Genomic DNA, 25,005 nt, shown 5'->3' with positions numbered 1-25,005 from the left:
CGTGGACCCTCTGCAGGCGTTGCGTCGCGTCGCGTTCCTGCTCGAACGCGACGACGAGGCGACCTATCGAGTGCAGGCGTTCCGGCGCGCCGCCGAGGTCGTCGACTCGCTCGGCGCCGACGAGCTGGCCGATCTCACCCGCAACGGAATGCTCACCGACCTGCCGGGCATCGGGAAACGCACCGCCGAGGTCATCACCGAGGCGAGTACCGGCGAACCGAAATACCTGCGCACGCTCGAAGAACGCACCTTCGCGCCGGAAGCGGGTGGCAGGCGGCTGCGTTCGGCGCTGCGCGGCGACTGCCACACCCACTCGGACTGGTCCGACGGCGGCAGCCCCATCCGGGAGATGGCCGAGACCGCACGCGAACTCGGCCACGAATGGATGGTGCTCACCGACCACTCCCCCCGGCTCACCGTCGCCAACGGCCTCGACGCTGCGCGCCTGCGACGGCAACTGGACGTCGTGAAGCGGATGAACGCGGAGTTCGCGCCGTTCCGCATCCTCACCGGCATCGAGGTCGACATCCTCGACGACGGCACCCTGGATCAGGACGACGATCTCCTGGCCGAGCTCGACCTCGTGGTCGCCAGCGTGCACTCGAAACTGTCCATGGACTCCACGGAGATGACGGCGCGGATGGTCGCGGCCGTGTCCCACCCGCATGTCGACGTGCTCGGCCACTGCACCGGCCGGCGAGTCACAGGCAGGCAACGGCCGCCGTCGTCGTTCGACGCCGAGAAGGTGTTCACCGCGTGCCGGGATCGCGATGTCGCCGTGGAGATCAACTCGCGCCCGGACCGGCTCGACCCGCCGCGCGAGCTGCTCGACCTGGCCGCCGGGCTCGACTGCCGGTTCGCCATCGACAGCGACGCCCACGCGCCGGGTCAGCTGGACTGGCTCTCGTACGGCTGCGAGCGGGCCGAGCTCGCGCGGCTCGACCCGGCCGCGATCGTCAACACCTCGCCCGCCGAGGACCTCCTGGCCTGGACCGCCCGCTAATCCGCACCCGACCAGCGAGGCGAACGGCACTCTCGCCCCACCAGACGAGGCGAAAGTGCCGTTCGCACCATCCAAGAAGTGAAGGATGGTCGCGTGCGGCGAGAGGACGCGGAGGTCTCCCACCACCTACGCGCGCGACAGACTTCTGGAATTCGGTCAGGGGCACGGTGCCTGACGCGATCTTCAGTGGGGACGTTCCACTGACCGTGATCGTGACGACGGTGAGCAGCACGACCCCTGCCACCGTCCTCGTCGCCGGGGCCAACTCCCTTGGCATGACATCACTCCGCAACGATGTTGCATAACACCGTTACGAAAGGTGACCCGGACAAGACACGTCGAGTGGGCTTCTGCGGTTGGATCAGTCCGCTTCGACGGAACGCTGCAGAGCGCGCAGGTCGCGCATCGCCTTGATGGCGTAGTCGCCGTCGTTGGCCTGGATCGCCATCACCGGCGCGTACTCGTCGTCGGGCAGTTCGAGCCGCGCCCACGGCGCACCGTCCGGGAAGCTGAAACCCTGGATCGTGTCCCACTCGTACCGGGTCGTCCCGATGATGTTGCGGACCTCCACCTTGTCGGCGTCGGCGTACAACCGCGGGAACGTGAACCGCAGCACGCCGAGCGCGAGCAGGATCCCGAGCCCCACCATCGCGACCTGGTCCGAGACCCGGAAGTACGCGCCCGTCGGCGTGTTCTTCAGCTGCACCGCGACGAACGTGAACACGATCACCAGCACGATCGCGGCCGGGATGGCGATGCGGCGGATCTTCTGCGGCCGTGCCTCGACCGACGTGCTCTCCGAACTCACAGGAATCCCCGTCCGTTCTCGGTACCGCGCAGGCCGCGCAGGACCAGCGCCGTCTCCAATGCCGCGGCGGCGGCTTCGTACCCCTTGTCCTCGATAGAGTCCGCGAAACCGCCGCGATCCAGCGCCTGCTGCTCGGTGTCGCAGGTCAGAACCCCGTTGCCCACCGGGGTCGACTCGTCCAGCGCCACCCGCGTCAGCCCGGCCGTAACCGCATCGCACACGTACTCGAAGTGCGGGGTGCCGCCCCTGATGACGACACCGAGTGCGACGACCGCGTCGTGCTGGTGAGCCAGTTGTTGACAGACCACCGGCAGCTCCACCGAGCCCGGCACCCGCACGACCGTCGGCTCCCCGATCCCGGCGTCGCTCGCGGCCGTGAGCGCCCGCTGGAGCATCTGGTCGGTCAACGTGGCGTGCCAGCGGATCGCGGCGACGCCCAGCCGCAGCCCGCTCGCGTCCGGAACCGACACCCGCGGACGGCCCTCGCCGCTCACGCCGTCACCCCCGGGTCGCCCGTGATCGAGGAGTCCTCGCCGTCGTCGAGGTAGGAGAGCTCGTGTCCCATCCGGTCCCGCTTGGTCTGCAGGTAGTGCAGATTCTCCGGGTTGGGCCGGATCGGCAACGGTTCCCGGCCGGCGACCTGCAGTCCGTAGCCCTCGAGGCCGACCCGCTTGGCGGGGTTGTTGGTGAGCAGGCGCATCGACTTCACACCCAGGTCCACGAGGATCTGCGCGCCCTGGCCGTAGTCCCGGCCGTCCACCGGCATCCCGAGTGCGACGTTCGCGTCGACGGTGTCCGCGCCGTCGTCCTGCAACTGGTAGGCCTGCAGCTTGTGCATGAGCCCGATGCCGCGGCCCTCGTGACCGCGCATGTAGAGCACGATGCCCCGCCCGGCCTCCGCGACCTTCTGCATCGCGGCCTCCAGCTGCGGTCCGCAGTCGCACCGCAGCGAGCCGAGCACGTCGCCGGTGAGACATTCCGAATGCACCCGCACGAGAATGTCCTCGCCGTCGCCGATCTCGCCGTAGACGAGGGCGATGTGTTCGATGCCGTCGAGCAGGCTGTCGTAGCCGACCGTGGTGAACGTGCCGTGCGCGGTGGGGATCCGGGCCTCGGCGACCCGCTCCACCTGCTTCTCGAACCGCCGCCGGTACGAGATCAGGTCCGCGATGGTGATCAACGCGAGCTCGTGCTCGTCGGCGAAGACCTCCAGCTCGTCGCGCTGGGCCATGTCGCCCTCGCTCTTCTGGCTGACGATCTCGCAGAGCGCGCCCGCCGCGCGTAACCCGGCCAGTCTGGCCAGGTCGACCGAGGCCTCCGTGTGCCCCGGGCGGCGCAACACGCCGCCTTCCCGCGCCCGTAGCGGCACCACGTGGCCAGGCCGGTTCAGGTCGGAGGCGGTGGAGCGTGCATCGGCCAGGACCTGGAACGTGCGGGCCCGGTCGGAGGCGGAGATGCCGGTCCCGATGCCGCTGGCGGCGTCGACGGTCACGGTGTACGCGGTGCCGCGGCGGTCCTGATTGGAGTGATACATCGGCGGCAGGTCGAGGCGGTCACAGTCCTCCCCGTTCAGCGCGACGCACAGGTACCCCGAGGTGTAGCGGACCATGAACGCCACCAGCTCCGGGGTCGCCTTCTCCGCCGCGAAAATGAGGTCGCCCTCGTTCTCGCGGTCCTCGTCGTCGACGACGACCACCGGGCGCCCCGCGGCGATGTCCGCCAGCGCGCGCTCGATGTCGTCGAACTTGTTCGTGCTCACCGTGACCGTGTCCTCCGGATCCACCTCTGCCTGTCCACTCCGTGTCTGCCCACCTGTCGGCTACCCGTCCGCGGCGTGGCCCCGGCGGGCAGGCTCGTCCGGCGACGAACCCGCCGTGGTCCCATTCTCCCCCGTTCGGCCCCGCCCGGAGTCCCCCAGGTGCCCCAGCTGGGCCGAGGCGAGCCGTTCCAGATGTTTGGCCAGCACGTCTACCTCGATGTTGACCCGATCACCCGGCCTCCGGCGCCCCAGCGTCGTGAGCTCCAGCGTGGTGGGCACGAGTGCGACACCGAACCGGTCGGCGGCGAGTTCGGCGACGGTCAGCGACACCCCGTCCACGGTGACGGAGCCCTTCTCGACCAGGTAGTGCGCCAGGTGCGGGGGCAACTCGAAGCCGGTCAAGCCGTCCCGCTCGCCCCGGACGACGGCCGTGCCGTCGACGTGTCCTTGCACGATGTGACCGCCGAGCCGGTCCCCGAGGCTCATCGCGCGCTCCAGGTTCACCCGGTCCCCGGCAGTGAGCCCGCCGAGCGTCGACCGGCGCAGCGTCTCGCCCACCACGTCGACCCCGAAGCGACCGTCGCCGACATCGACGACGGTCAGGCAGACGCCGTTCACGGAGATCGAGTCGCCGTGCTGGGCGTCCGAGGTGACCAGCGTGCCGTCGACGACCAGCCGGGCACCGTCGTCACGCGGCTCCACCGCGGCGACGGTGCCGAGTTCCTCGACGATGCCGGTGAACACGTGCTGCCTCCAGGTTCTCGTGACCCGCCGTGCGCTAGCGCACGGCGGAGGGGTCGTCGGCCCGGACCGGGACGGCGCTGATCCGCACGTCGGGTCCGCTCATGGTGGTCTCCTCGATCCGTAACCACCACGCTTGCGAGATACTTCCCACCCCGGCGTCACCCAACGCCGCCGTGCCCGTGCCCAGCAGTGCGGGCGCGATGTAGCCGAGGACGCGATCGACGCACCCGGCCGCGACGAAAGCGCCCGCCAGGCTCGGACCACCCTCCAGCAAGACGTCCACGACACCGCGAGCAGCGAGGTCGGTGAGCACCCCCTCCGGCGGGGCGTGTGCCAGCAGCAGCGTGTCCGCCGAGTCGTCGAGCACTCGTGCGTGGGCAGGCACCGACGTGTCCCCCACGACCACGCGCAGCGGTTGCCGGTCGGCGAGTGCGCCGTCGGGGGTCCGCGCGGTCAGTTGCGGGTCGTCGGAGAGCACCGTGCCGGTGCCGACGATCATCGCGTCCATCGCGGCGCGCACGCGGTGCACCTCGGCCCGGGAGGTCTCCGAGCTGATCCACTTGCTGGTCCCGTCCACCGCTGCGGAGCGGCCGTCCACAGTGGCCGCGTACTTCCAGGTGACGTGCGGCCGTCCGGTGCGGACGAAGTGCATCCAGGCGCGCAACGAACCCGAAGCGACTTCGTCGGCCAGCAAGCCGGCGTGCACCTCGACCCCACCGGCACGCAGCGTTTCCGAGCCACCGGCGGCGCGCGGGTTCGGGTCGGTCACGGCGTGCACCACCCGGGCGATTCCCGCGTCCAGGAGCGCCTGCGCGCACGGCCCGGTCCGCCCGGCGTGCCCGCACGGTTCGAGCGTCACGACGGCGGTGCCACCACGAGCCGCCGGACCGGCTTCGGCCAGCGCCACTACCTCCGCGTGCGGGCCTCCCGGCGGCTCCGTGGCGCCCACGGCGACGGTGCGCCCCTCCACGTCGAGGATCACGCAGCCCACCGGCGGGTTCGGACTCGTGAGACCGCGAACACCGTCGGCGGCGGCCAGGGCGGCGCGCATCGCGGACTCCCACGGCGACCGCGTCGCCGCGTCCCCGCTCGCGCTCACCACCGGCCCGTCGCGATCAGACGCCGAGGTGGGCCGAGGCGCGCCCGGCCTGCGCGCGCAGCGCCTCGACCGCCTTGTTCGGGTCCTCTGCCCCGTACACAGCGGAGCCGGCGACGAAGCAGTCCACGCCCGCCTCGGCTGCCTGCTCGATGGTGTCGGCGTTGATCCCGCCGTCGATCTCCACGACCAGGTTGAGGTGTCCGGTCTCGACGAGCTTGCGTGCCTCGCGAACCTTGCTGAGCACGTCCGTGATGAAGCTCTGCCCACCGAAGCCGGGCTCGACGGACATCACGAGCAACGTGTCGTAATGCTTGAGCACGTCCAGGTACGGCTGCAACGGCGTGCCCGGCTTCACCGACAGGCCCGCCTTCGCTCCGGCCGCGCGGAGGTTCTTCGCCAGCGCCACCGGGTCCTCGGCGGCCTCCACGTGGCTGGTGACGTTGTAGGCGCCCGCCTCGGCGTACCCGATCGCCCAGTGATCCGGGTTCTCGATCATCAGATGGCAGTCGATCGGGATGTCGGTGGCCTTGAGCAGCGACTGCACCACCGGCAGCCCCAGCGTCAGGTTCGGCACGAAATGCGCGTCCATGACGTCGACGTGCAGCCAGTCGGAGTCGCTGACGGCCGACATCTCGTCGGAGAGCCGGGCGAAGTCGGCGGAGAGCAGCGAGGGCGCGATGAGCGGGTGGTTCGACACAGTCCGGAGTGTAAATCCGTGCGCCCCGTCACTCGCACTGCGGGCGGCACAGACGCCGCCCGCGGCGACACGGTCAGCTTCGACGGCTCCGGCTGCGCATCACCAGCACGTACGCCAGGCACACGAGCAGCAGGAACGGCACGCCGGCCTGCCACGCGACGCTGAACTGCTCGGTGAACGGCGTCGTCAGCAGCACTGCCGCCACGAACAGCATCGCGAGCACCGTGGTGACGGGAGCGCCGGGAAGCCGGACGGGCGAGTCCGGCAAGCCTTGCGCGGTGCGGGTCCTACGGAACGCCAGATGGCTCGCGAGAATGATCAGCCAGGTCACCAGCGCGCCGAACAGCGCGATGCCGAGCAGCATCGGGAACGCCGTGTCCGGCGACCCGACGGCGACCGCCGCCGCGAGCCCGAGTCCGAGCGCCGAGATCAGCAACGCCCGCCTCGGGGTGCCGTTCGCGCTGAGCACGGTGAACCATCGCGGCGCGAATCCGTCCTTGGCCAGCGAGTACGTCATCCGGGACGTGATGTAGAGGTTCGTGTTCATCGCCGAGAGCGCCGCCGAGAGGATCACGAAGTTCATCACGCCCGCCGCCGCGGGAATGCCGACGGTGTCGAAGAGCCGCACGAAGGGGCTCTGCATCACGTCCTCTTCGGTCGAGACCTGGTTCCACGGAACGATCGAGACGACCGCGAGCATCCCCAGGACGTAGAACAGGCCCAGCCGCAGCACCAAGCCCCGCGCGGCGCGCGGCACGTCCCGGCGTGGATCGCGTGACTCGGACGCGGTCAGCGCGATCGCCTCCGTGCCCAGGTAGGAAAACGTCACGACGGTCATGGCCAGCCACACTGCGCCGACCCCGTTCGGCAGGAAGCCGTCGTATTCGGTCAACGCACCGAAACCGGTCGCCTCCTGGCCGGGGAGGCCGAAGAAGATGTAGGTGAAGCCCAGCGCGATGAACACGATGATCGTGACGACCTTGATCATCGCGAACCAGTACTCGAACTCACCGAAGAACTTCACGGCCGCGGCGTTGACCGCGAGCATGATCACCGAGAACCCGACCACCGGGATCCACAACGGCAGCTGCGGGTACCAGAACTGCATGTACAGCCCCGCTGCCACGACCTCGCTACCGATGTTGACGACCTGGGCGAACCAGTAGATCCACCGCTGCACGAACCCGGCGAAGCTGCCGAGGTAGCGGTGCGCGACGGCACCGAACCCACCGGCCTCGGGATGCACCACGATCATTTCGCACATCGCGTAGGCGAGGCCGAGTGCGGCGAACGCGGCCAGGACGTAGGCGATGATCACCGCCGGGCCCGCCATGTTGATCGCCAGGCCGGAGCCGAGGAACAGGCCGGTGCCGATCGCGCCGCCGATGGCGATCATCCCGACCTGCCTGCCGCTCAGGTCGCGGCGCAGACCGCCCTCCTGCTGACTCGTCGTCGCCTCCGCCCGGTCCACCCGTCGACCTCCCGTTGTCCTGCGCCGGCGCACACCGGCGCAGGGCATTATGCGCAGGGAGGCTCGATCTTGGGTAGCGGGCCGGGCTCACGCGTGCTCGAACCGATGCGCGGAGTCGGACAACACGCACGAACCGGTCACCCTAATGGCAGCGGCACGGCGAGGCCGAGCGTTACTCGGGCAGGTCGAGGCTGATCGGTGTGCCCCGCTCCACGCTGCGGCTCACCGTGCAGGCGCGTTCGATGGCGCGGTGCGCCGCCTCGGCGAGCTTGGACCGCTCCTGCTCGTCCAACGACGACAGATCCATCTCGCCCGCGACCTGCACCGCGGAGAAGGTGTTCGGGTCGTCGGGCTCCTTGGTGCGGTCGGCGTGGAACGTGATCTCGGCGTCGTCCCCGAGTCGCCGCGTCACGAGGCTCTCGACCGTCACGGCCGAGCATCCGGCGATCGCAGCGAGCAACAGTTCGCCAGGCGTGAATCCGTCGACCACCCCGTCGCGCCCGATCGTGACCTCACCGCCGCGACCGTTGGTCGCGACGAACGTGTGCTCTCCGGTGCGCCGGACCTGAACCGGCGTGCCCGGCACCTGCTCCGTGCGGGGCGCGTCCTGCTCCGACCTGGACGACATGCGACCTCCTCCCGACACCCGGCCACCAGGCCGGGAACTCCACAACGGACTCGCGCCGGACCCACCGACACGCCGACCTCAACCTCCAGAACGCCCCCATTGTTCCTCGTGACCCGATGCCCATCATCGAGATCCCACCCACGAACGACCCCTGAGCCCCTACCCCAGTCAGGTAGGGACAACTCCACCCTCCTGTGGACAGCGAGGTGGCAAATTCGCGCGAATTTGCCGTACCCCTGGGGGGGGTAAGGGGTCAGGCGCGGCCGATGTCCTCGTTCCAGAGATGCGGGTGGGTGGCGATGAACTCCTGCATCACGGCGACGCACTCGGGGTCGTCGAGCACGGTGACCTCGACCCCGTGCTCGGCGAGCCACTCGTGCCCACCGGAGAAGTTCCTGGCTTCGCCGACGACGAGCCTCCCGATGCCGAACTGCCGCACGAGGCCGCTGCAGTACCAGCACGGTGACAGCGTCGTCACCATCGTCGTTCCCGCGTACGAGCGCTTCCGCCCGGCGTCGCGGAACGCCGCCGTCTCGCCGTGCCCGGTCGGGTCGTCGTCCTGTACCCGGCGGTTTCGGCCCCTGCCGAGGATCGTCCCGTCTGCATCGACGAGGGCGGCACCGATCGGCACTCCCCCTTCGGCGAGCCCGATCCGCGCCTGCTCCAACGCGACGGCGAGCCAGTCGCGCATGCTGCTCCGTTCCTGGGCGGTCATCGACTACACCCGGAACAGCGCGCAGAACATGGCGTCGGTGCCGTGCCGGTGCGGCCACAGCTGCACCGAGGGACCGGCGCCGAGGTCGGGAACGTCCGGGAACGCCTCTCGCGCGTCCAGTTGCCGGACCCCGGTGCGGCGCACGACGTCGGCGACCACGCCCTCGGTCTCGGACACGTGCGGCGAGCACACGACATACCCGACGACACCGCCCGGGCGGGTGAGTTCCACCGCCGAGAGCAGGAGGGTGCGTTGCAGACGGCCGAGCTCGGCGAGATCGGACGGCTGGCGCCGCCAGCGCGCTTCGGGGCGCCTGCGCAGCGCACCGAGCCCGGTGCACGGAGCGTCGACGAGCACGCGGTCGTATCCCGGCTCCAGGTCGGGCTCCCTGCCGTCGTCGACGCGCACTCGAACCGACAGACCCTCTGTGGCACGGCGCACAAGATCGGCCCGGTGCGGCGCCTGTTCGACGGCGTCGAGCGTGCCGCCGTCCACAGTGAGCAGTGCGCCGAGCAGGTTCGCCTTGCCGCCGGGACCGGCGCACAGGTCGAGCCATCGAAGATCCGAGCCCTCCACCTGGGGCCGGGTCACGGCGAGCGCGGCGAGTTGGCTGCCCTCGTCCTGCACGACGGCGAAACCCTCGCGCACCGGTTCGAGCTCGCCGGGATCCCCGGTACCGGGATCGAGACGCACCCCGTACGGCGAGTACGGCGCGGGCTCACCGCCGGTGATCGCGGCGAGTTCGTCCGCGCTGATCTCGCCCGGTCGTGCGAGAAGGTGCACGTCCGGCCGCGCGTCGTCGGCGGCCAGCGCGTCGGCGAGTTCGTCCCCAGTGGACCCGAGTGCGTCCGCGAACGCCTGCGCGATCCAACGCGGGTGCGCGTGACGCAGCGCGAGATGTCCCACGGGGTCGTCCTCGACGGGCGGCGCCACCTTCTCGATCCACTGCTGCTCGTCGCGTTCACTGATCCGTCGCAGCACGGCGTTCGCGAAGCCCGCGAGATGCGATCCGCCCTCTCCGCGCACCAGGTCTACTGTGGAGGCGACAGAGGCGTGCGGGGGAATTCGGGTGCGCAGAATCTGATACGCCCCGAGCCGCAACACGTCGAGCAGGTCGGGGTCCACGTCGGAGAGAGCACGATCGCTGCACTCGCCGATGATCGCGTCGAGCAGTCCGCGCGCACGGCAGGTGCCGTAGGTGAGCTCGGTCGCCAGCGCCGCGTCTCGTCCCGTGATCCGCCGCTGCGACAGCAGTGACGGCAAGGCCAGGTTCGCGTAGGCGTCCCGTTCCCGAACAGCGCGCAGGACGTCCCACGCCGCCATCCGCGCGGGGTCCTCGGCGGGCGGACGCTGCGGGCCCTTGCGTTTTTGTGGCGGGCGTCGGTTTCCGCCACCCGACGGCTTGCGCGTTCGCCTCTCGTTCATCGCACTCGCTCCCCCGCCTCGATCCGGGTGCCGCGCGCCCAGTCGGTCGCCGCCATCCGCTTCTTGCCCTGAGCCTGCACGTCACCGAGCCGCACCGGCACGGTGGCCGTCCCGACGAGCACCCGGCGCTTCTCGACACGCACCTCGCCCGGATCCAGCGGGTCCGCCTCCACGACCGGCGTGACCGGGCCGAGCTTGACCCGTTCCTCCCGGAACCAGGACCACGCTCCGGGATCGGGAGTCGTCGCTCGGACCAGCCGGTCGACCGCCTGCGCGGACACCGCGAAATCGACCTTGGCGTCGTCGACGGACACCTTCGGCGCGTAACTCACCCCGTCCGTAGGCTGCGGTTCCGCGTGCACGGTGCCGTGCTGCACGCCGTCGAGCGTGGCGAGCATCAGCTCGGCCCCGGAGACGGCCAACCGCTCCAACAATTCACCCGCGGTGTCGGTGCCGCGAATCTCGTCGGTCACGACACCGAAGACCGGTCCGGCGTCGAGCTCACGCACGATCCGGAACGTGCTCGCTCCGGTGATCTCGTCGCCATGCTGGATCGCCGCCTGCACCGGCGCGGCGCCCCGCCACGCGGGCAGTAGCGAGAAGTGCAGGTTGATCCACCCGTACCCGGGGATGTCGAGCACGTCCTGGGTGAGCAGCGCGCCGTATGCCACCACCGGGCAGCACTCCGGTTCCAGCTCCTTCAGACGCTCCACGAAGTCCGCATCCGTGGCGCGTTGTGGGGTGAGCACCTCGATGCCGTGCTCGTCGGCTAGCGCGGCCACCGGCGAGCGATGCACCGTCCTGCCCCGACCCGACGGCGCGTCCGGCCGGGTCACGACCGCCACGACCTCGTGGTCGGCGGAATCGATCAACGCTCGAAGTGTGGGCACCGCCGCTTCGGGCGTGCCTGCGAAGACCAGCCGCATCAGCGCGCCCCGAACAGCGGATGCGGGTTCTGCTTGATCACCGGTGCGGCCCCCTCGAACCACGAGGCGCCGCGGATCTCCCGCATCGCGTCCTTGCGGGTCTGTTCGTCGAGCCGGTCCAGGAACAGCACCCCGTCGAGGTGGTCGGTCTCGTGCTGGATGCAGCGGGCGAGCAGGTCGCTGCCTTCGATCTCGATCGGCTCACCGTGCATGTTCCAGCCTCGCGCGACGACGTTGCGGTGACGCGTGCAGTCTCGGGAGACACCCGGAATTGACAGGCAGCCTTCCTGCCCGTACTGCGTCTCGTCGCCGATCACCGTCCACGTCGGGTTCACCACGTGTCCGCCGACACCGTCGCAGTGATACGTGAACACGCGCAGTCCCACGCCGAGCTGCGGCGCGGCGAGTCCGGCACCGCCCTGCTGCTCCATGGTGTCCCACAGGTCGGAGACCAGGGTGCGCAGCTCCTTGTCGAAGTCGACGACCTCGGTGGCGGGTGTCCGCAGCACGGGATCGCCGAACAGTCTGATCGGCTGGACGGTCACGCGTTCTCCCCTGTGGCGACGGTGGTGCGGCGGCCAGTCTAGTGGGGGCGCAGCGGTGTCGACGGCGGGAGTGCCCCAAAGCCCGCGTGAGTCTTTTTGGTGGTCATAGGCACCAAAAAGGCTCACGCTGCGTCGGCTCACCCCGCCGGGATCACCACCGCCGCGGAGCCACCCCCGCCGCGAGTGGTTTCGGCCGCGGCGACCCACCGCCCGTCCGGGAGCCGCTCCAGGCCGGAGGCGTTGCCGATCTCACCGTCGCCGGTGTCGAAGACGTGGCCGAGTTCCTGCAACCGAACCGTTTCCGGTCGTGCGGTGAACTCCGGCTCGGCCCGGGTCTGCGCGGTGTTCCGTTGCGAGGCTCGGGGTTCGGCGATCGCGTCCACGAGCGGCAGGCCCCGGTCCAGACGTGCGGTGAGGACCTGCAGCACGGTCGTGATGATCGTCGATCCACCCGGCGTACCGACCGACAGCATCGGCTCGCCACCGTCGAGCACGAGCGTCGGACTCATGGAGCTGCGCGGGCGCTTGCTCGGCCCCGGCAGGTTCGGGTCCGGCTCACCCGGGGTGGTCGGGGTGAACGAGAAGTCTGTCAGCTCGTTGTTCAGCAGAAACCCTCGGCCGGGCACCACCATGCCGCTGCCGCCGGTCTGCTCGATGGTGATCGTGAAGGACACCACGTCCCCGGTCGCGTCGGCGACGTTGAGATGGGTGGTGTGCGGACCCTCTCGTGGAGTGCGCGCGTCGGAAGTTTCGGGCTCGCACTCGCCGCCGGGAGCGCGCGGATCACCCGCTGCGACCGGTGTCGGCAGGGTGGCGTCCGGCTTGATCAGGCATTCCCGTGAGTCGGCGAACTCCTGGCTCAGCAGCCCCTCGGTGGGCACGTCGACCTGCTCCGGGTCGCCGACCCACCGGTTGCGGTCGGCGAAGCCGACCTTGCTCGCCTCCAGGAACCGGTGCAGGTACTCGGCCGAGTCCACCTGCGAGAGATCGGTGTTCTCGAGCATGTTCAGCGCCTGCCCGACGGTCGTGCCACCCGAGCTCGACGGCGCCATCCCGTACACGTCGAGACCGCGGTAGCGCACATGCGTGGGTTCCCGCTCGATCGCCTCGTAGCTCTCGAGGTCCTCGGTGCGCAGGTCCCCGGACCGCACTCGCAGGTCCGACTCCGGTTCCACGGGCGGGTTCTGCACCGTCTCCACCACGTCGCGGGCGATCTCGTCCTGGTAGAACGCGTCCACGCCGTTGTCGCCGAGCGTCTCGTAGGTCTCGGCGAGGTCCGGGTTGCGCAGCGTCGATCCCACCTCCGGCGGCTGCCCGCCGGGGAGAAACAACTCACGAGTCGCGGGGAACGCGGCGAACCGCTCCTCGTTCTGCGCGGTCTGCTCGCGGAAGTGCTCGTCCACCCGGAAACCCTCGCGGGCGAGCTCCACCGCGGGTTCGAGGACGGTGTCGAGCTCGCGCGTGCCCCAACGGTCGAGTGCTTGTTCGAAGGTTCGCGGGAGCCCGGGCGTGCCGACGCTGAGCCCGCTGGTGACCGCTTCGTCGAACGGAATCTCCGCACCGTTGTCGAGGAACAGGCTCCGGTCGGCGGAGGCCGGTGCCGTCTCGCGGCCGTCGAGTGTGGACACTTCTCCGGTCTGGGCGTCGTAGTGGACGAAGTAGCCTCCGCCGCCGATGCCTCCGGAGTACGGTTCCGTGACGCCCAGCGCGGCGGCGACCGCGACGGCCGCGTCGGTGGCGTTCCCGCCGCGTCGCAGCACCTCGATCCCCGCGTTCGTCGCATCGAGGTCCACACTGGAGACGGCGCCGCCCAGACCTATCGCCTCGGGCACCTTTTTCGGCGGCGGTGACTCCGCGCCGGCCGCGTGTGCCGTCGACGCGATGAGCGCGATCGGCGCGAACACTGCGACAGCGAACCGGATCCGCTTGCCCACGACACACCCCACCTTCTGCGAGCGTGTGCCGCTCGCGCATACCGCACAGCGTGCCCTGATCGGCTTCTCGGGACAACACGTGCGGGGTGAACGCGGACCCGACGAGTCAGAAGGCACTGTGGAAATTGGGTAGGTGGTCCGGTACCGCCGCCCCCAGTTCGCGCCTCGCGGCGTTGGGCCCCTCTTGAGTACGTGGCGAGAACCCCCGGCCTTGCCGGACACGAACTCCGAACGCCGGAGCCTCACCGTGCCCAGTTCCCGAATGCCCCCTCGGCTCAGACCATGTCGAGCGGATCCACCCGGACACGCACCCGCTCCGTCTCCTTGCGGGTGCCGCGCACGGCTGCCGCCTCGTGCAACGCGGCAGCCAGCGCCCGGCCCTCGACTCGGTCGGAACGGATCAACGCCCGTTCCCGCTCGGAGCCGTCCTCGTCGTCCCCCTCGCCGAGCGGCACGGGCCCCAGCACCTCCCCAGTCTCCGGCAGTCGCAGCACGTCGAGAAACCCGTCCACGGCATCCGGCGCACCGTCGACCGCGGCGACCCGCTTGGCCGGGGGAAAGCCGAGCTCCTCGCGACCGGCGAGCTCCATCGCCCCGAACCAGGCCGGATCCCACCGGACCAGCGCCTGCACCGGTTGCAGCGACGAGTCGGCCATGACGACGACCCGTCCACCGTCCTGAGCAGGGCGCACCATCGACGCTGCCGCGAACCACAACCGCAGTGCCTCCTCGGCGGCGCGGAGCTCCGGCCGCGCCAACAGCGTGCGACCGTCGAGCAGCAGCGCCGCGCCGTATCCGCCGTCGACGGTCGGCTCGGCACCCGGAGTGGAGACGACCAGGGACGGGCCACTCGGCACGGACGCGAGCACGTCCCCGCCGCCGGAGGTGCGCACGGGTACCTGACGGAACGAGCGCCCGAGTTCCTCGGCGGTCCGCGCGGCACCGATCGTGATCGCACGGAGCCTGCGTGACCCGCACGAGGGGCAACGGAAGCCCGCTTCGGCAGCGCCACACCACCGACAGGCCGCCGGTTGTGCGCCACCCTCGCTCGTTGCTCCGGGAAGGGCGAGCGGCCCCGAGCAACGTCGGCACCGTGCCCGCTCCCGACAGTCGCCGCAGGCCAACGCGGGGACGTAGCCGCGACGCGGCACCTGCACGAGCACCGGTGCGCCCGCACCGAGCGCCGCCCTGGCCGCCTCGAACGCCACCGACGGCAACCGGGCCGCACGCGCGGCCGGGTCCCGGGCCAGCTGGACGTCGTCCTCACCGATCGCTGTCACCCGTGGCGCGGCGGCACGCACCGTCTCCCGCGCAGCGACGACCTCCTGCGCCCAGCCGGACTCGACGAGCAGTGCCGCCTCTGCGGTTCGGACGAACCCGCCCACCAGCAGCGAAGCGCCCGTCGCGTGCGCGCGGTGGGTGAGCACGTCACGCGCGTGCGGGTACGGCGCCACCGGGTAGGAGTGCAGCTCGTCGCCGTCGTCCCACACGGCGACCAGCCCGAGATCGCGCACCGGAGCGAACATCGCGGCCCGAGTGCCCACGACGACGCGCACGGTTCCCCGGAACACCGCGAGCCAACGCCGGTAGCGCTCCTCCGGGCCGAGATCCGCCGACAGCGCCACGACGTGCTCTTCGCCCATCACCTCCGCACAGGCACTCTGCACGCGCTGAACGTCACGGTGATCGGGCACGACCAACAGTGCGCCGCGCCCCGCGGACGCGGCGGCGGCAGCGGCTTCCGCGAGCCGATGCGGCCACTGCTCTCCGGGCAGCGCCTGCCACACGGCCCGCGCGACTCGTTCTTCGTGGACGGCGTCGAGCAGCGCCCCGCCGTGCCGGTACCGCGCCCATGCCTTGCTCGGGGGTCGCGTCGGTGGTTCAGCGCTCGCGGCGGTGGCACGCTTCTCCGCACGCGCGTGTCTCGGTGGGATGACCAGCCGCAGCACGTCGCTCAGTGTCCCGCCGTACCGCGCCGCGACCGAACGGGACAGGTCGAGCAGCTCCGGACAGAGCACCGGCTCCGAAGAGACCACCCGCTCGAGCCAGGCCAGTCTCCCGGTGAAGTCCGACTCGGCTCTGCGTTCCAGCAGGAACCCGTCCGTGAGTTTGCCGTTGAACCGCACCCGCACCCGCACGCCCGGCACGGCCTGCTCGGCGAGACGCTCGGGCACCAGGTAATCGAACGGCCGGTCCAGGTGCGGTGGTGAGACGTCCACCGCGACCCGAGCGATCGGCAGCGACGCGGCAGCGACTTTCGGTGCCGCCTTCGCGCCTGTTCCGCTCGCCATGACCCCTTCTCTACCAGAACGTTCCCCGCGCGAGCCGGTCGGTAGCATCGCCGAGCGAGCAGAGCAGGAGGAGCGCGTGTTCCACATCGTCTTCTACCACCCGGAGATTCCCGGCAACACCGGCAATGCCGTCCGGATGGTGGCGTGCGCGGGGGCCACGCTGCACCTCGTCGAACCGTTGGGGTTCGACCTCGAGGACGCGAAACTTCGCCGCGCCGGGCTCGACTACCACGATCTCGCGGTGCTGCGGGTGCATCCGAACCTGCACGCGGCGTGGGAGGCGATTCGACCCGAGCGGGTGATCGCGTTCACCGTCTCCGCCGAACGACGCTACGACACCGTCGACTATCACCCGGGCGACGTGTTGCTGTTCGGGCCGGAATCCGTGGGGCTCCCGGCCGACGTGCTCGACGCAGGGCAGGTGAGTACTCAGGTCCGCATCCCGATGGTGCCGGGGCCGCGATCCATGAACGTCGCGAACAGCGCGGCCATCGCCACTTTCGAGGCCTGGCGCCAACAAGGCTTCGCCACCCCCTGAACTCCCACCCAGAGGCGAACGGCACGTTCGCCCCACCACACGAGGCGAAAGTGCCGTTCGCCTCTGATAGGTCCCTGCGGAATGTCGTGTCAGTGGCGGAGCCGCTGAGCGATCACCACATACGCGACCCGACCACCGGCGGGTTCTCAGCGCCCTCCTCGCGAGGACAGCGGTTCCGCCGCGTAGGTGGCTACTCAAGAGACCGATCGCGCGGCGAGGAGGGCACTGAAGTTCCGCCACCCAACCCACCGAGCAAAACCTTCTGAAAGGAGTTCTCAGAGGTTGGCGGCGGAGGTGAGGGCGTCGGCGCGGTTGGTGCGCTCCCACGGAAGGTCCACATCGGACCGTCCGAAGTGGCCGTAGGCCGCCGTCGGCGCGTAGATGGGCCGCAGCAGGTCCAGGTCGCGGATGATCGCGGCGGGACGCAGGTCGAACACCTCGTTGATCGCCTTCTGGATCTTCGCCGGGTCGACGTTCTCGGTCCCGAAGGTCTCCACGAACAGCCCGACCGGAGCAGCGGCGCCGATCGCATAGGCGACCTGCACCTCGATCCGGGAGGCGAGCCCCGCGGCGACCACGTTCTTGGCGATCCACCGCGCCGCGTAGGCCGCCGAGCGGTCGACCTTCGACGGGTCCTTGCCCGAGAACGCCCCGCCGCCGTGCCGGGCCATGCCGCCGTAGGTGTCGACGATGATCTTCCTGCCGGTCAGCCCCGCGTCGCCCATCGGCCCGCCCACCACGAACCGGCCGGTGGGGTTGACCAGCAGTCGCAGTTCGGCGGCGTCGATACCGAGCACGTCGACCTCCGGGCCGACGACCTTCTCGCGAATGTCCGTGTCGAGCGTCGCCAGGTCGACGTCGTCGGAGTGCTGGCTGGAGACGACCACGGTGTCCAGCCGCACCGCTTGGTCTCCCGCGTACTCGATGGTGACCTGAGTCTTGCCGTCCGGTCGCAGGTACGGCACCACCTCGTTCTTGCGGACGGTCGCCAGCCGCCGCGACAGCCGGTGCGCGAGCGCGATCGGCAGCGGCATGAGCTCGTCGGTGTCGTCGCACGCGTAGCCGAACATCAAGCCTTGGTCGCCGGCACCCTGCTTGGCGATCTCGTCGTCCACGCCTTCGACGCGGCTCTCGTAACCGGTGTCGACGCCTTGCGCGATGTCCGGCGACTGTGCATCGATGGCGATGTTGACGCCGCACGAGTTGCCGTCGAAGCCCTTCGCCGAGGAGTCGTACCCGATCTGCAGGATCTTCTCCCGCACGATCGTGGGAATGTCGGCGTAGGCGGAGGTGGTGACCTCACCGGCGACGTGGACCTGGCCGGTCGTCACGAGCGTCTCGACGGCGACACGGCTCCGCGGGTCCTCCGCGAGCAAGGCGTCGAGCACGGAGTCGCTGATCGCGTCGCAGATCTTGTCGGGATGACCCTCGGTCACCGACTCACTGGTGAACAGTCTGCGCTCGCCGCGTTCCTGTTGGCTCACTGGGTCCACGTCCTCTCCGGGAGATGCGACGACGCCGCTCATCGCCGCACTCGGGCAGTGACCTGCGCGTTCAGCCTACGTTGCCGCCGAGTCGCGCGGCGACAGCGTCCCACACCCTGGCCGCGAGCCGGGACTTGGACCCGTGCGGGATGGGCAGTTCGGCGCCGTCGGCGGCCAGCAGCCAGCCGTCGTTGTCCTCGACCTCGAACGCGCGTCCGTCACCGACGGTGTTCACCACGAGCAGGTCGCAGCCTTTGCGCTCGAGCTTGGCGCGACCGTGTTCGAGGACGGTGGTGTCCGGGTCGCCGGTCTCGGCGGCGAAGCCGACGACGACGTCGGTGTCCAGCTTGCCTGCGCGGCGCTGCTCGATGACGTCGGCGAGGATGTCGGGATTGCGCGTGAGTTCGAGCGCGTCCGGGTCCCGGTCGGTCTTCTTGATCTTGTGATCGACGTGGCTCACTGGCCGGAAATCGGCGACCGCAGCGGCCATGACCAGCACATTCGCCCCGTCGGATGCTTCGAGCACGGCGTCCCGCAGCTGGTCCGCAGTGCCCACGTGCACCATCCGGACCCCGGCCGGTTCGACGAGGTCGGCGGAGTGCGCGGCCACGAGCGTGACCTCGGCTCCCCGGTGGGCGGCGACACGGGCCAACGCGTAGCCCTGTCGCCCGGACGAGCGGTTTCCGAGGTAGCGCACCGGGTCCAGCGGTTCGCGCGTGCCGCCAGCGGTGACCACCACTCGCTTGCCGGACAGATCGTGCGGCAACGCCGCCCCCTCCGCCAGCAGCAGCCGGGACAGGTCGACGATCTCGGCGGGCTCCGGCATACGGCCCTTGCCGCTGTCGGCGCCGGTGAGGCGGCCGCGCGCGGGTTCGGCGACGACCACGCCGTGCTCCCGGAGCCGGGAGACGTTGGCCCGGGTGGCCGGGTGCTCCCACATCTCGGTGTGCATCGCGGGCACCAGCAGCACCGGGCACCGGGCCGTCAGCAGCGTCGAGGCGAGCAGGTCGTCGGCCATGCCGTGCGCGGCGCGGGCCATGAGGTCGGCAGTGGCGGGAGCGACGACGACGAGGTCCGCCTCCTGCCCGAGCCGGACGTGCGGAACCTCCTCGACGTCGGTGAAGACACCGGTGCGCACCGGATGCCCGGACAGCGCCTCGAACGTGGCGGCGCCGACGAACTCCAGCGCGGACTCGGTGGGCACGACCCGCACGTCGTGGCCGGACTCGGTCAGCCGCCGCAGCACCTCACACGCCTTGAAGGCCGCGATGCCGCCACTGACACCGAGGACCACCCGAGGCTTGCTCGTCGGGTGGTCCTCGTCCGGGTTCCGGGTCACTCGCCCTCGGTGTGCTCGAGCACGCCGGAGTGGATCTCGCGCAGCGCGATCGACAGCGGCTTCTCCCGCGGGCCGGGCTCGACGAGCGGGCCTACGTACTCCAGCAGGCCCTCGCCGAGCTGGGCGTAGTAGTCGTTGATCTGGCGGGCGCGCTTGGCCGAGTAGATCACCAGCGCGTACTTCGAGCTGACCTGTTCGAGCAGGTCGTCGATCGGCGGGTTGGTGATGCCCTCGGTGCTGCTCGCGGGGGCGCTGTTCAGCGCGGCCAGCGCGGTGGGAGTACTCACGTGGGTGGCTCCTGTGCTTCTCGTGCGTCGGGTGGGGCCGGACTCACCCCTGGCCGGTCGGCTCGGGGGCCGATCGCGGCGGTCGTCTTCGGGCGGCCCTGTCCGTCGACCGCGTGGAGTGCGGCACCGGTCATCGATGCGGACGGCGTCAGGACCGACACCCAGCAATCAAGCGTACCAACTCGCTCGCCGCGACCTGCACATCGGAGTTGACAACGGCCGTGTCGAACTCGGGTTCGGCAGCGAGTTCGTTCCGGGCGACCTCGAGTCGGCGCTGCACGACGTCGTCGGGTTCGGTTCCGCGGCCGGTGAGCCGGTCCACGAGCATTTCCCAACTCGGCGGCAGCAACATCACCAGCTGCGCTTCCGGCATCGCGCGGCGCACCTGCCGCGCACCCTGGAGTTCGATCTCCAGCACCGCTGGCCGACCGGCGGCGAGCGCACGCTGCACGGGGCCGCGCGGCGTGCCGTAGTAGTTGCCCGCGTACTGCGCGTGTTCGAGCATCTCGCCCTCGTCGACCATGCGCCGGAACTCGGCGTCGTCGACGAAGTGGTACTGCTCGCCCTCGACCTCACCGGCCCGGGGGGCACGGGTCGTGGCCGACACGCTGAAGTAGATCTCCGGGGCCTGCTTGCGCAGTTCGGTGATCACGCTGGACTTCCCGACCCCGGAGGGCCCGGAAACGACGGTGAGCCGGGGCTCGCCCTCGCGGACGGTCCCCGGCTCGGTGCCGGTTCGCGCGTCGATCACTCGCCGCTGAACTCGGCGAGCAGCGCCTTGCGCTGCCGCTCGCCCAGACCGCGCAGCCTGCGGCTGTTGGCGATCTCCAAGCGCTCCATGATCTGCTGAGCGCGCACCTTGCCAACGCCGGGAAGGGCCTCGAGCAGGGCGGAGACCTTCATCTTGCCCAGGACCTCGTCCTTGTCGGCGTCGTCCAGAACCTCGGCGAGGCTGGTTCCACCGCGCTTGAGGCGCTCCTTGAGCTCAGCTCGGGCGCGACGGGCGGCAGCCGCCTTTTCCAAAGCTGCTGCCCGCTGCTCCTCGGTCAGCTGGGGAAGGGCCACCATGTCCTCCGTGATGTGGGGTTTCGCTTGATCGGTGCGGCGACGGTACCGAGCCGTTCGAACCGCCTGTCACGCGGGTCCGACTTTTGTGAACCGGTCTCGTTCCGGGTCGCGCCGACTGGCCCGTCCGGTTGGTGTTCGTACGAGGCGTGCACGCGCACCGGGCCGCTGCAAGGTCTACCAATAACGGCGCTGAAGTGCACTAACCTGGGACAAACTCTTCCGATCTGTCCGATTTCCGGGCGGTTGAGGGACGCCGAAGGGGTCACCGCAGGTCAGGACGCTCACAGCGGCGTCGCGTGAGCCTTTTTGGTGGCTATAGCAACCACAAAGGCTCACGCCCGCTGCGTGCAGTGCCGGGGAGCGTGCGGCTCAGCGCCCCTTGAACAGGTCCTCCACGCGGAGACGCATGCGCTGCTTGTCCATGGGCGCGAACGTCGTCCACGGTTCGGCGCCGCGCGGGTTCTCCTCCATGAGGAACCAGCCGGCGGCGTTGGAGTAGCAGTTGGTCACCATGGGCATGCGGGTGCGCTTGCCGAGGCCGTCCATGGTGGCCGCGCCGAACTGGGCGTACTGGAGTCGCTTGGAGCCGACCATCTCGGAGAGAGCGTTCGCTTCCTCTCGGCGCACACCTCGGCGCGCGAGCGCGTCCACGAGGGCCCGGGGGGAGGATCCGGCTTCGGCTCCTGCTTCCTTGAGGACCGCGCTACGCACGGACACACCGTTGCCGGGCCCCGGTTTCATCTCCGGGACGACGTTGAGGATCGCTCGGGACATGTCCTCGTTCGCCACCGTGGTGATTCGCACAGTCTGTCCGGTGTAGACGGCGAGGGTTGCCTGATTTCCCTGGTTGGCAACGATTCCGGTATGCCGGGGTAGCTCGTCGCCGTCCCGGAACCGGTAGACGATGTCGTAGGACCGTTCGTAGCGCCGCAGCGGTTGGAGCGCGCCGAGCAGGTCGTCTTCACCGTCCCGGTCGCCGTAGCCGTACCGGCGGAGTTCGTCGACGGCGTGGTGTTCGGCTTCGCGACGCTCGGATTCGAGGATGCCGTCGGGCAGCACGTTGAGCGCGAGCGGTTTGACGCCCAGCCCGAGGTGTTCCCACAGCTCGTGGAACGCCTGGCCGGACAGTTCGATGTTCACAGGTGGGCCTTCCCCTGTCGGCACGTCGGGCGGCACCGGGGTTCTCCCGGTGCCGTCGACGTCGAGCCTGTCCCTTACTTGTTCTCCCAATCGCCGAACACGGGCGGGGCGACCTTCGGCAGGTCTTCGTCGAAGAAACCGTAGTCGCCCTTGAGGAACTCGGGCGTGTAGTGCTCGTCGTCTTCCTCGCCCTGGGCACCGCGCGCACCGGCGCCGCCCATGGCACCCACCGTACCGCCACGCCCACCGGCAGCGGTCGCACCGCCCTGCCCGGCCACGCCGGAGCTACCTCCGACGCCGGACATGCCACCGCGCCCGACGCCGGACTGACCGCCCGCACCGAGTCCGCCACCGGAGCCGGTACCGCCACCGGAGCCGAAACCGCCGACGCCGCCGCGACCGCCGGAGCCAAGGGCACCCGAGCCGCCGCGTCCAGCGCCGGTTCCGGTGCCGCTCCCAGAGCCGGCACCGCCGCGAGGGCCCGCACCGGTGCCGGAACCGCTCCGGCCCCCGGATCCGACGCCGCCGCGACCACCGGCGCCGCTACCGCCACGGCCTCCGCTGCCACCGCCGGTGCCGGGAGCGCCGGGAAGAACGCCGGCGCCACCGCCGCGACCAGGGCCCGAGCCGGAGCCCCCAGGACCGTTGGCGCCGGGACCGCTCTGTCCTCCGCCGCCCGGTGCCGTACCCACGTAGTTCGGGTTCGTCTGCCCGGGCGTCACACCGCCGGTTCCGCCAGCACCGGCGGAACCACCGACGCCGCCAGCACCGCCGCCCATCGGAGCGACCGAACCGCCGCCGGACGAGCCACCAGCGGCCCAAGAACTGCCCGACGCAGCCGGCGCCGAAGCCCCCATGGCGGACGCGGTCTGCATCTGCCCGACCGAGGTGTGCGACCCCTGGTTAATCGCGGTGTTCATCCCCTGCTCCGGCGGCGGGGTGAAGGTCGCGCTTCCCTCGACATTGCCGCTGGACGCGGACCCGTACGCGTCGAAGGCGCGGACGCCCTCCTGCCGGAGCTTCTCGTTCGCAGCGTTGGCCTTCTCCGCGTCAGTCCCCCCGTTGAACATGCTGTCGAAGCCTTCTTCGAAGAAGTTGTCGTCCGGGACCTCCTGCTCCTCCGACTTGGCGGGGATAGAGCTTTCCACGGTCTTGAACGCTTCGCCCTGCGCGTTCATCTGCGTCGACTGCACGTTGGCGCTCTCGGCGGCAACCTCCGTCCAGAGCACCACCGGCGACATCGCGTTCTGCATCGCCTCACCCGACTGCGACTGGAACGACACCTTCGCCCCGTCGAGTTCGGCCTTCACTTCCTGGGCGAGATCCATCAGGAACTTGTGTTCTTTCGCCCAGTCTTCGGAGGCAGTGTTCATACTCTCGGCGCCAGCGCCGGACTGAACCCAGCCGCGCATCTGCTCGAGCGACGCACCCTCGAAGTTGCTCGGCTCCAACGACCTACCGTTGCCCATCACTGCCCCCCAGGAGCGTCGGGAAGATTACTCAACGCCGCCTCGGCGAATCCCGAGGTCAGCTGACATGGATCCGCAGACCCTTCCAACACCTGCGACTGCACCAACAGCGTGCCGCCATCGGCGACGTCGAACGCGATAATGCAATCAACGTCGCCGCTACTGCGCTTCATCGCCGGGTACCCCGAAAAGTCGAGCGGCTCCCTCAAGCTGGTTCGCTCAGCTAACTCAGGCAATGGCTTGGGCACTGCCGACACGAAAACCTGCCAATCGTCCGTCTCGTTGAGACGACTGTAATCGCATCCTACGATTCCCTCACCCTCACCGACTTCCCGTTCACGCGGCGAGTCCGTCGCGCCCAATTGGCGCCACTGTGGTTCCGTCACCACTGAGCACCGATCTGGCACCTCGATCGATTTCGCAGGCGCGGACCGGACGGGAGCTTCATTCGTGGTGGGTGGCGGCGACGGGGGCGGCTCAGTGGTCGCGCCGCCGGAGCATCCTGCCACCAGCAGGAGAGAAGCTGCAACGATTGCTTTACGCACGGAACCTGTCCTTCGCTCCTTGTTCATCGGAACGCGTCTGTTGCGCGGTCGATTTCAGGTTTTCAGAAGCATCCTCAAAAACCTGAATCAGCTTGCTGTAGTTATCCAAATACGCTTGCTCGTCACCTTCGCCGACCTTGCTATAAACGCGAGCCGCGCCGCTGCTGACCGGGTCGGTTCCAGGCGGCTGAACATCGGCAAGTAGTCGGACCTGCATCCGACGATCACGAAGTTCCTGTGCCTTGCTGTCAAAGAACCCTGCCAGTTTGTCGACCTGATCCGGGTCGACCATCATCGTGTTTCCGGCACCAACTGCCTCAGCCAGCTGCGCCTTCGCCTCCATGCGGCCCTTGGCGTCGGCCATGCTCTGCATTGCCGAGGACTGCACGAGGGGCGCCGCCACACTCGCCAGCGGTGTAGCGCTCATCGCCTGGCCGGAAGCCAACTGCTGCTGAGCGTCCTGCATCGCCGCCATCTCAGAGGAGTAGTCCACCTCGTAGGACTGCTCCTGATCCCCCTGCTCAGCCACCAACGGCTCCCCTCGCTCGTCCCTTCGCGCCTGGCGCGCACGCTCAGTCGATCAACCGCGCGATACCGTACCGCACACCCCACCCGGCCCAGGGCACGTTCACGCAAATTTCCACCCGCCAGGCACGCTGTAAGTTGCACCACACCGCATCGCCGACTGGCTACCGGTATCCCTACGACGCGCGCCAACGCACATCGGTCCCCCTACCGCGCAACGAGATCCTGACCGAAGTTCCCACCGCTGAGCGGCAAGCGAGAGCGCCCTCACCAGCCCTGAACTGCGATTTCAGCGCAACGAACGCTTGTGACCTCGTCGGGGCAGACCGCTCGAGGGACTCCGGGTCGCGCCGACCACCGGCTCGTCCTATTCAGAGGATTGCGCCCGATTCGGGCCGCCTGGTCGTTGCGAGCCATCCCGGTGGTGGGAGACGACGCACCGCTCCCCACCTCGTCATGTGTCGTCCCTCGTCACGCAACTGCTTGAAGTGCGCGCGGATGCGCCACCCTGTCGATCTTCAGGCGATTCGGCACACAGACCGTGCTCACGATCGGGCCGAAGGTC

At 69.8% G+C, this 25,005-nt stretch carries 25 protein-coding genes; 2 read left to right on the top strand and 23 right to left on the bottom strand.

What is annotated here, in order from left to right; genetic code table 11:
* Position 1: 1 nt before the first annotated feature.
* Positions 2-1,003, top strand: a complete 1,002-nt coding sequence (locus GIY23_RS09385; protein WP_154076295.1) for a PHP domain-containing protein — start codon at positions 2-4, stop codon at positions 1,001-1,003.
* 361 nt (positions 1,004-1,364) lie between these two features.
* On the opposite strand, the gene GIY23_RS09380 is transcribed toward GIY23_RS09385, so the two are convergent.
* The 14 genes from GIY23_RS09380 to GIY23_RS09315 all read right to left on the bottom strand — a co-directional run bounded on the left by GIY23_RS09380 (position 1,365) and on the right by GIY23_RS09315 (position 16,045).
* Positions 1,365-1,811, bottom strand: coding sequence for a PH domain-containing protein (locus GIY23_RS09380; protein ID WP_228717633.1), 447 nt, complete (start codon positions 1,809-1,811; stop codon positions 1,365-1,367).
* Positions 1,808-2,305, bottom strand: coding sequence for a 6,7-dimethyl-8-ribityllumazine synthase (ribH, locus tag GIY23_RS09375; RefSeq protein WP_154076294.1), 498 nt, complete (start codon positions 2,303-2,305; stop codon positions 1,808-1,810). Before ribH ends, GIY23_RS09380 begins: the two co-directional genes overlap by 4 nt.
* Positions 2,302-3,570 (bottom strand): bifunctional 3,4-dihydroxy-2-butanone-4-phosphate synthase/GTP cyclohydrolase II, encoded by a 1,269-nt coding sequence (locus GIY23_RS09370; protein WP_228717632.1) that lies wholly within the window; start codon positions 3,568-3,570, stop codon positions 2,302-2,304. Before GIY23_RS09370 ends, ribH begins: the two co-directional genes overlap by 4 nt.
* 60 nt (positions 3,571-3,630) lie before the next feature.
* Complete coding sequence (locus GIY23_RS09365; RefSeq protein WP_154076292.1) at positions 3,631-4,314, bottom strand: riboflavin synthase; 684 nt, start codon at positions 4,312-4,314, stop codon at positions 3,631-3,633.
* Positions 4,315-4,348: 34 nt separating this feature from the next.
* Entirely contained in the window at positions 4,349-5,365 is a 1,017-nt protein-coding gene (gene ribD, locus GIY23_RS09360; protein WP_154078734.1) for a bifunctional diaminohydroxyphosphoribosylaminopyrimidine deaminase/5-amino-6-(5-phosphoribosylamino)uracil reductase RibD, read from the bottom strand.
* 64 nt (positions 5,366-5,429) lie between these two features.
* The gene (gene rpe / locus GIY23_RS09355) at positions 5,430-6,110 is read right to left on the bottom strand and encodes a ribulose-phosphate 3-epimerase (protein WP_154076291.1); all 681 of its coding nucleotides are present in this window, start codon (positions 6,108-6,110) and stop codon (positions 5,430-5,432) included.
* Between the two features lie 73 nt (positions 6,111-6,183).
* Complete coding sequence (locus tag GIY23_RS09350; protein ID WP_154076290.1) at positions 6,184-7,581, bottom strand: amino acid permease; 1,398 nt, start codon at positions 7,579-7,581, stop codon at positions 6,184-6,186.
* Positions 7,582-7,753: 172 nt separating this feature from the next.
* Positions 7,754-8,209: an OsmC family protein gene (locus GIY23_RS09345; RefSeq protein WP_228717631.1), complete on the bottom strand. Its 456-nt coding sequence runs from the start codon at positions 8,207-8,209 to the stop codon at positions 7,754-7,756.
* A gap of 253 nt (positions 8,210-8,462) precedes the next feature.
* Positions 8,463-8,924 carry a nucleoside deaminase gene (locus GIY23_RS09340; RefSeq protein WP_154076289.1) on the bottom strand — a complete coding sequence of 154 codons (462 nt, stop codon included), beginning with the start codon at positions 8,922-8,924 and terminating at the stop codon, positions 8,463-8,465.
* A gap of 3 nt (positions 8,925-8,927) precedes the next feature.
* Positions 8,928-10,349, bottom strand: coding sequence for an RsmB/NOP family class I SAM-dependent RNA methyltransferase (locus GIY23_RS09335; protein ID WP_154076288.1), 1,422 nt, complete (start codon positions 10,347-10,349; stop codon positions 8,928-8,930).
* Positions 10,346-11,275 carry a methionyl-tRNA formyltransferase gene (fmt, locus tag GIY23_RS09330; protein ID WP_154076287.1) on the bottom strand — a complete coding sequence of 310 codons (930 nt, stop codon included), beginning with the start codon at positions 11,273-11,275 and terminating at the stop codon, positions 10,346-10,348. Before fmt ends, GIY23_RS09335 begins: the two co-directional genes overlap by 4 nt.
* Complete coding sequence (gene def, locus GIY23_RS09325; protein WP_154076286.1) at positions 11,275-11,820, bottom strand: peptide deformylase; 546 nt, start codon at positions 11,818-11,820, stop codon at positions 11,275-11,277. Before def ends, fmt begins: the two co-directional genes overlap by 1 nt.
* Before the next feature lie 137 nt (positions 11,821-11,957).
* Positions 11,958-13,754, bottom strand: coding sequence for a gamma-glutamyltransferase (gene ggt, locus GIY23_RS09320; RefSeq protein WP_407646843.1), 1,797 nt, complete (start codon positions 13,752-13,754; stop codon positions 11,958-11,960).
* A 275-nt stretch (positions 13,755-14,029) separates the two neighbouring features.
* Complete coding sequence (locus GIY23_RS09315) at positions 14,030-16,045, bottom strand: primosomal protein N' (protein WP_154076284.1); 2,016 nt, start codon at positions 16,043-16,045, stop codon at positions 14,030-14,032.
* A gap of 76 nt (positions 16,046-16,121) precedes the next feature.
* Between GIY23_RS09315 and GIY23_RS09310 the strand changes: the two genes are divergently transcribed.
* Positions 16,122-16,583 carry a tRNA (cytidine(34)-2'-O)-methyltransferase gene (locus GIY23_RS09310; RefSeq protein WP_154076283.1) on the top strand — a complete coding sequence of 154 codons (462 nt, stop codon included), beginning with the start codon at positions 16,122-16,124 and terminating at the stop codon, positions 16,581-16,583.
* Between the two features lie 275 nt (positions 16,584-16,858).
* Here GIY23_RS09310 and metK read toward each other — a convergent pair whose 3' ends face one another.
* From metK to GIY23_RS09265, 9 genes are all read right to left on the bottom strand, one after another.
* A complete protein-coding gene (gene metK, locus GIY23_RS09305) occupies positions 16,859-18,037 on the bottom strand; it encodes a methionine adenosyltransferase (protein WP_154078732.1) in 1,179 nt (392 codons plus the stop codon).
* 100 nt (positions 18,038-18,137) lie between these two features.
* Positions 18,138-19,406: a bifunctional phosphopantothenoylcysteine decarboxylase/phosphopantothenate--cysteine ligase CoaBC gene (gene coaBC / locus GIY23_RS09300; RefSeq protein ID WP_228717630.1), complete on the bottom strand. Its 1,269-nt coding sequence runs from the start codon at positions 19,404-19,406 to the stop codon at positions 18,138-18,140.
* Positions 19,403-19,693 (bottom strand): DNA-directed RNA polymerase subunit omega, encoded by a 291-nt coding sequence (rpoZ, locus tag GIY23_RS09295; protein WP_154076282.1) that lies wholly within the window; start codon positions 19,691-19,693, stop codon positions 19,403-19,405. Before rpoZ ends, coaBC begins: the two co-directional genes overlap by 4 nt.
* A gap of 148 nt (positions 19,694-19,841) precedes the next feature.
* Positions 19,842-20,444, bottom strand: coding sequence for a guanylate kinase (gene gmk, locus GIY23_RS09290; protein ID WP_154076281.1), 603 nt, complete (start codon positions 20,442-20,444; stop codon positions 19,842-19,844).
* On the bottom strand, positions 20,441-20,758 hold the full coding sequence (gene mihF, locus GIY23_RS09285; RefSeq protein WP_154078730.1) for an integration host factor, actinobacterial type: 318 nt from the start codon (positions 20,756-20,758) through the stop codon (positions 20,441-20,443). Before mihF ends, gmk begins: the two co-directional genes overlap by 4 nt.
* A gap of 372 nt (positions 20,759-21,130) precedes the next feature.
* A complete protein-coding gene (locus tag GIY23_RS09280; RefSeq protein WP_154076280.1) occupies positions 21,131-21,901 on the bottom strand; it encodes an ESX secretion-associated protein EspG in 771 nt (256 codons plus the stop codon).
* A 74-nt stretch (positions 21,902-21,975) separates the two neighbouring features.
* Entirely contained in the window at positions 21,976-23,370 is a 1,395-nt protein-coding gene (locus tag GIY23_RS23210; RefSeq protein WP_154076279.1) for a PPE domain-containing protein, read from the bottom strand.
* The gene (locus tag GIY23_RS09270) at positions 23,370-23,942 is read right to left on the bottom strand and encodes a DUF3558 family protein (protein WP_154076278.1); all 573 of its coding nucleotides are present in this window, start codon (positions 23,940-23,942) and stop codon (positions 23,370-23,372) included. Before GIY23_RS09270 ends, GIY23_RS23210 begins: the two co-directional genes overlap by 1 nt.
* Complete coding sequence (locus tag GIY23_RS09265) at positions 23,908-24,444, bottom strand: hypothetical protein (protein ID WP_154076277.1); 537 nt, start codon at positions 24,442-24,444, stop codon at positions 23,908-23,910. Before GIY23_RS09265 ends, GIY23_RS09270 begins: the two co-directional genes overlap by 35 nt.
* Positions 24,445-25,005 lie beyond the last annotated feature (561 nt).

This window comes from Allosaccharopolyspora coralli, assembly GCF_009664835.1.
GTDB classification, from domain to species: domain Bacteria; phylum Actinomycetota; class Actinomycetes; order Mycobacteriales; family Pseudonocardiaceae; genus Allosaccharopolyspora; species Allosaccharopolyspora coralli.
The sequence above is the reverse complement of the archived record's forward strand: the minus strand, read 5'-3'. Positions and strand labels throughout refer to the sequence as shown.

Bases quoted from the DNA above. Each gene is read 5' to 3' on its own strand.
- GIY23_RS09315 (WP_154076284.1), bottom strand. From the start codon at position 16,045: ATGGCGAGCGGAACAGGCGCGAAGGCGGCACCGAAAGTCGCTGCCGCG.
- GIY23_RS09270 (WP_154076278.1), bottom strand. From the start codon at position 23,942: ATGAACAAGGAGCGAAGGACAGGTTCCGTGCGTAAAGCAATCGTTGCA.
- GIY23_RS09340 (WP_154076289.1), bottom strand. From the start codon at position 8,924: ATGACCGCCCAGGAACGGAGCAGCATGCGCGACTGGCTCGCCGTCGCG.
- GIY23_RS23210 (WP_154076279.1), bottom strand. From the start codon at position 23,370: ATGGGCAACGGTAGGTCGTTGGAGCCGAGCAACTTCGAGGGTGCGTCG.
- GIY23_RS09335 (WP_154076288.1), bottom strand. From the start codon at position 10,349: ATGAACGAGAGGCGAACGCGCAAGCCGTCGGGTGGCGGAAACCGACGC.
- ribD (WP_154078734.1), bottom strand. From the start codon at position 5,365: ATGCGCGCCGCCCTGGCCGCCGCCGACGGTGTTCGCGGTCTCACGAGT.
- GIY23_RS09345 (WP_228717631.1), bottom strand. From the start codon at position 8,209: ATGTCGTCCAGGTCGGAGCAGGACGCGCCCCGCACGGAGCAGGTGCCG.
- fmt (WP_154076287.1), bottom strand. From the start codon at position 11,275: ATGCGGCTGGTCTTCGCAGGCACGCCCGAAGCGGCGGTGCCCACACTT.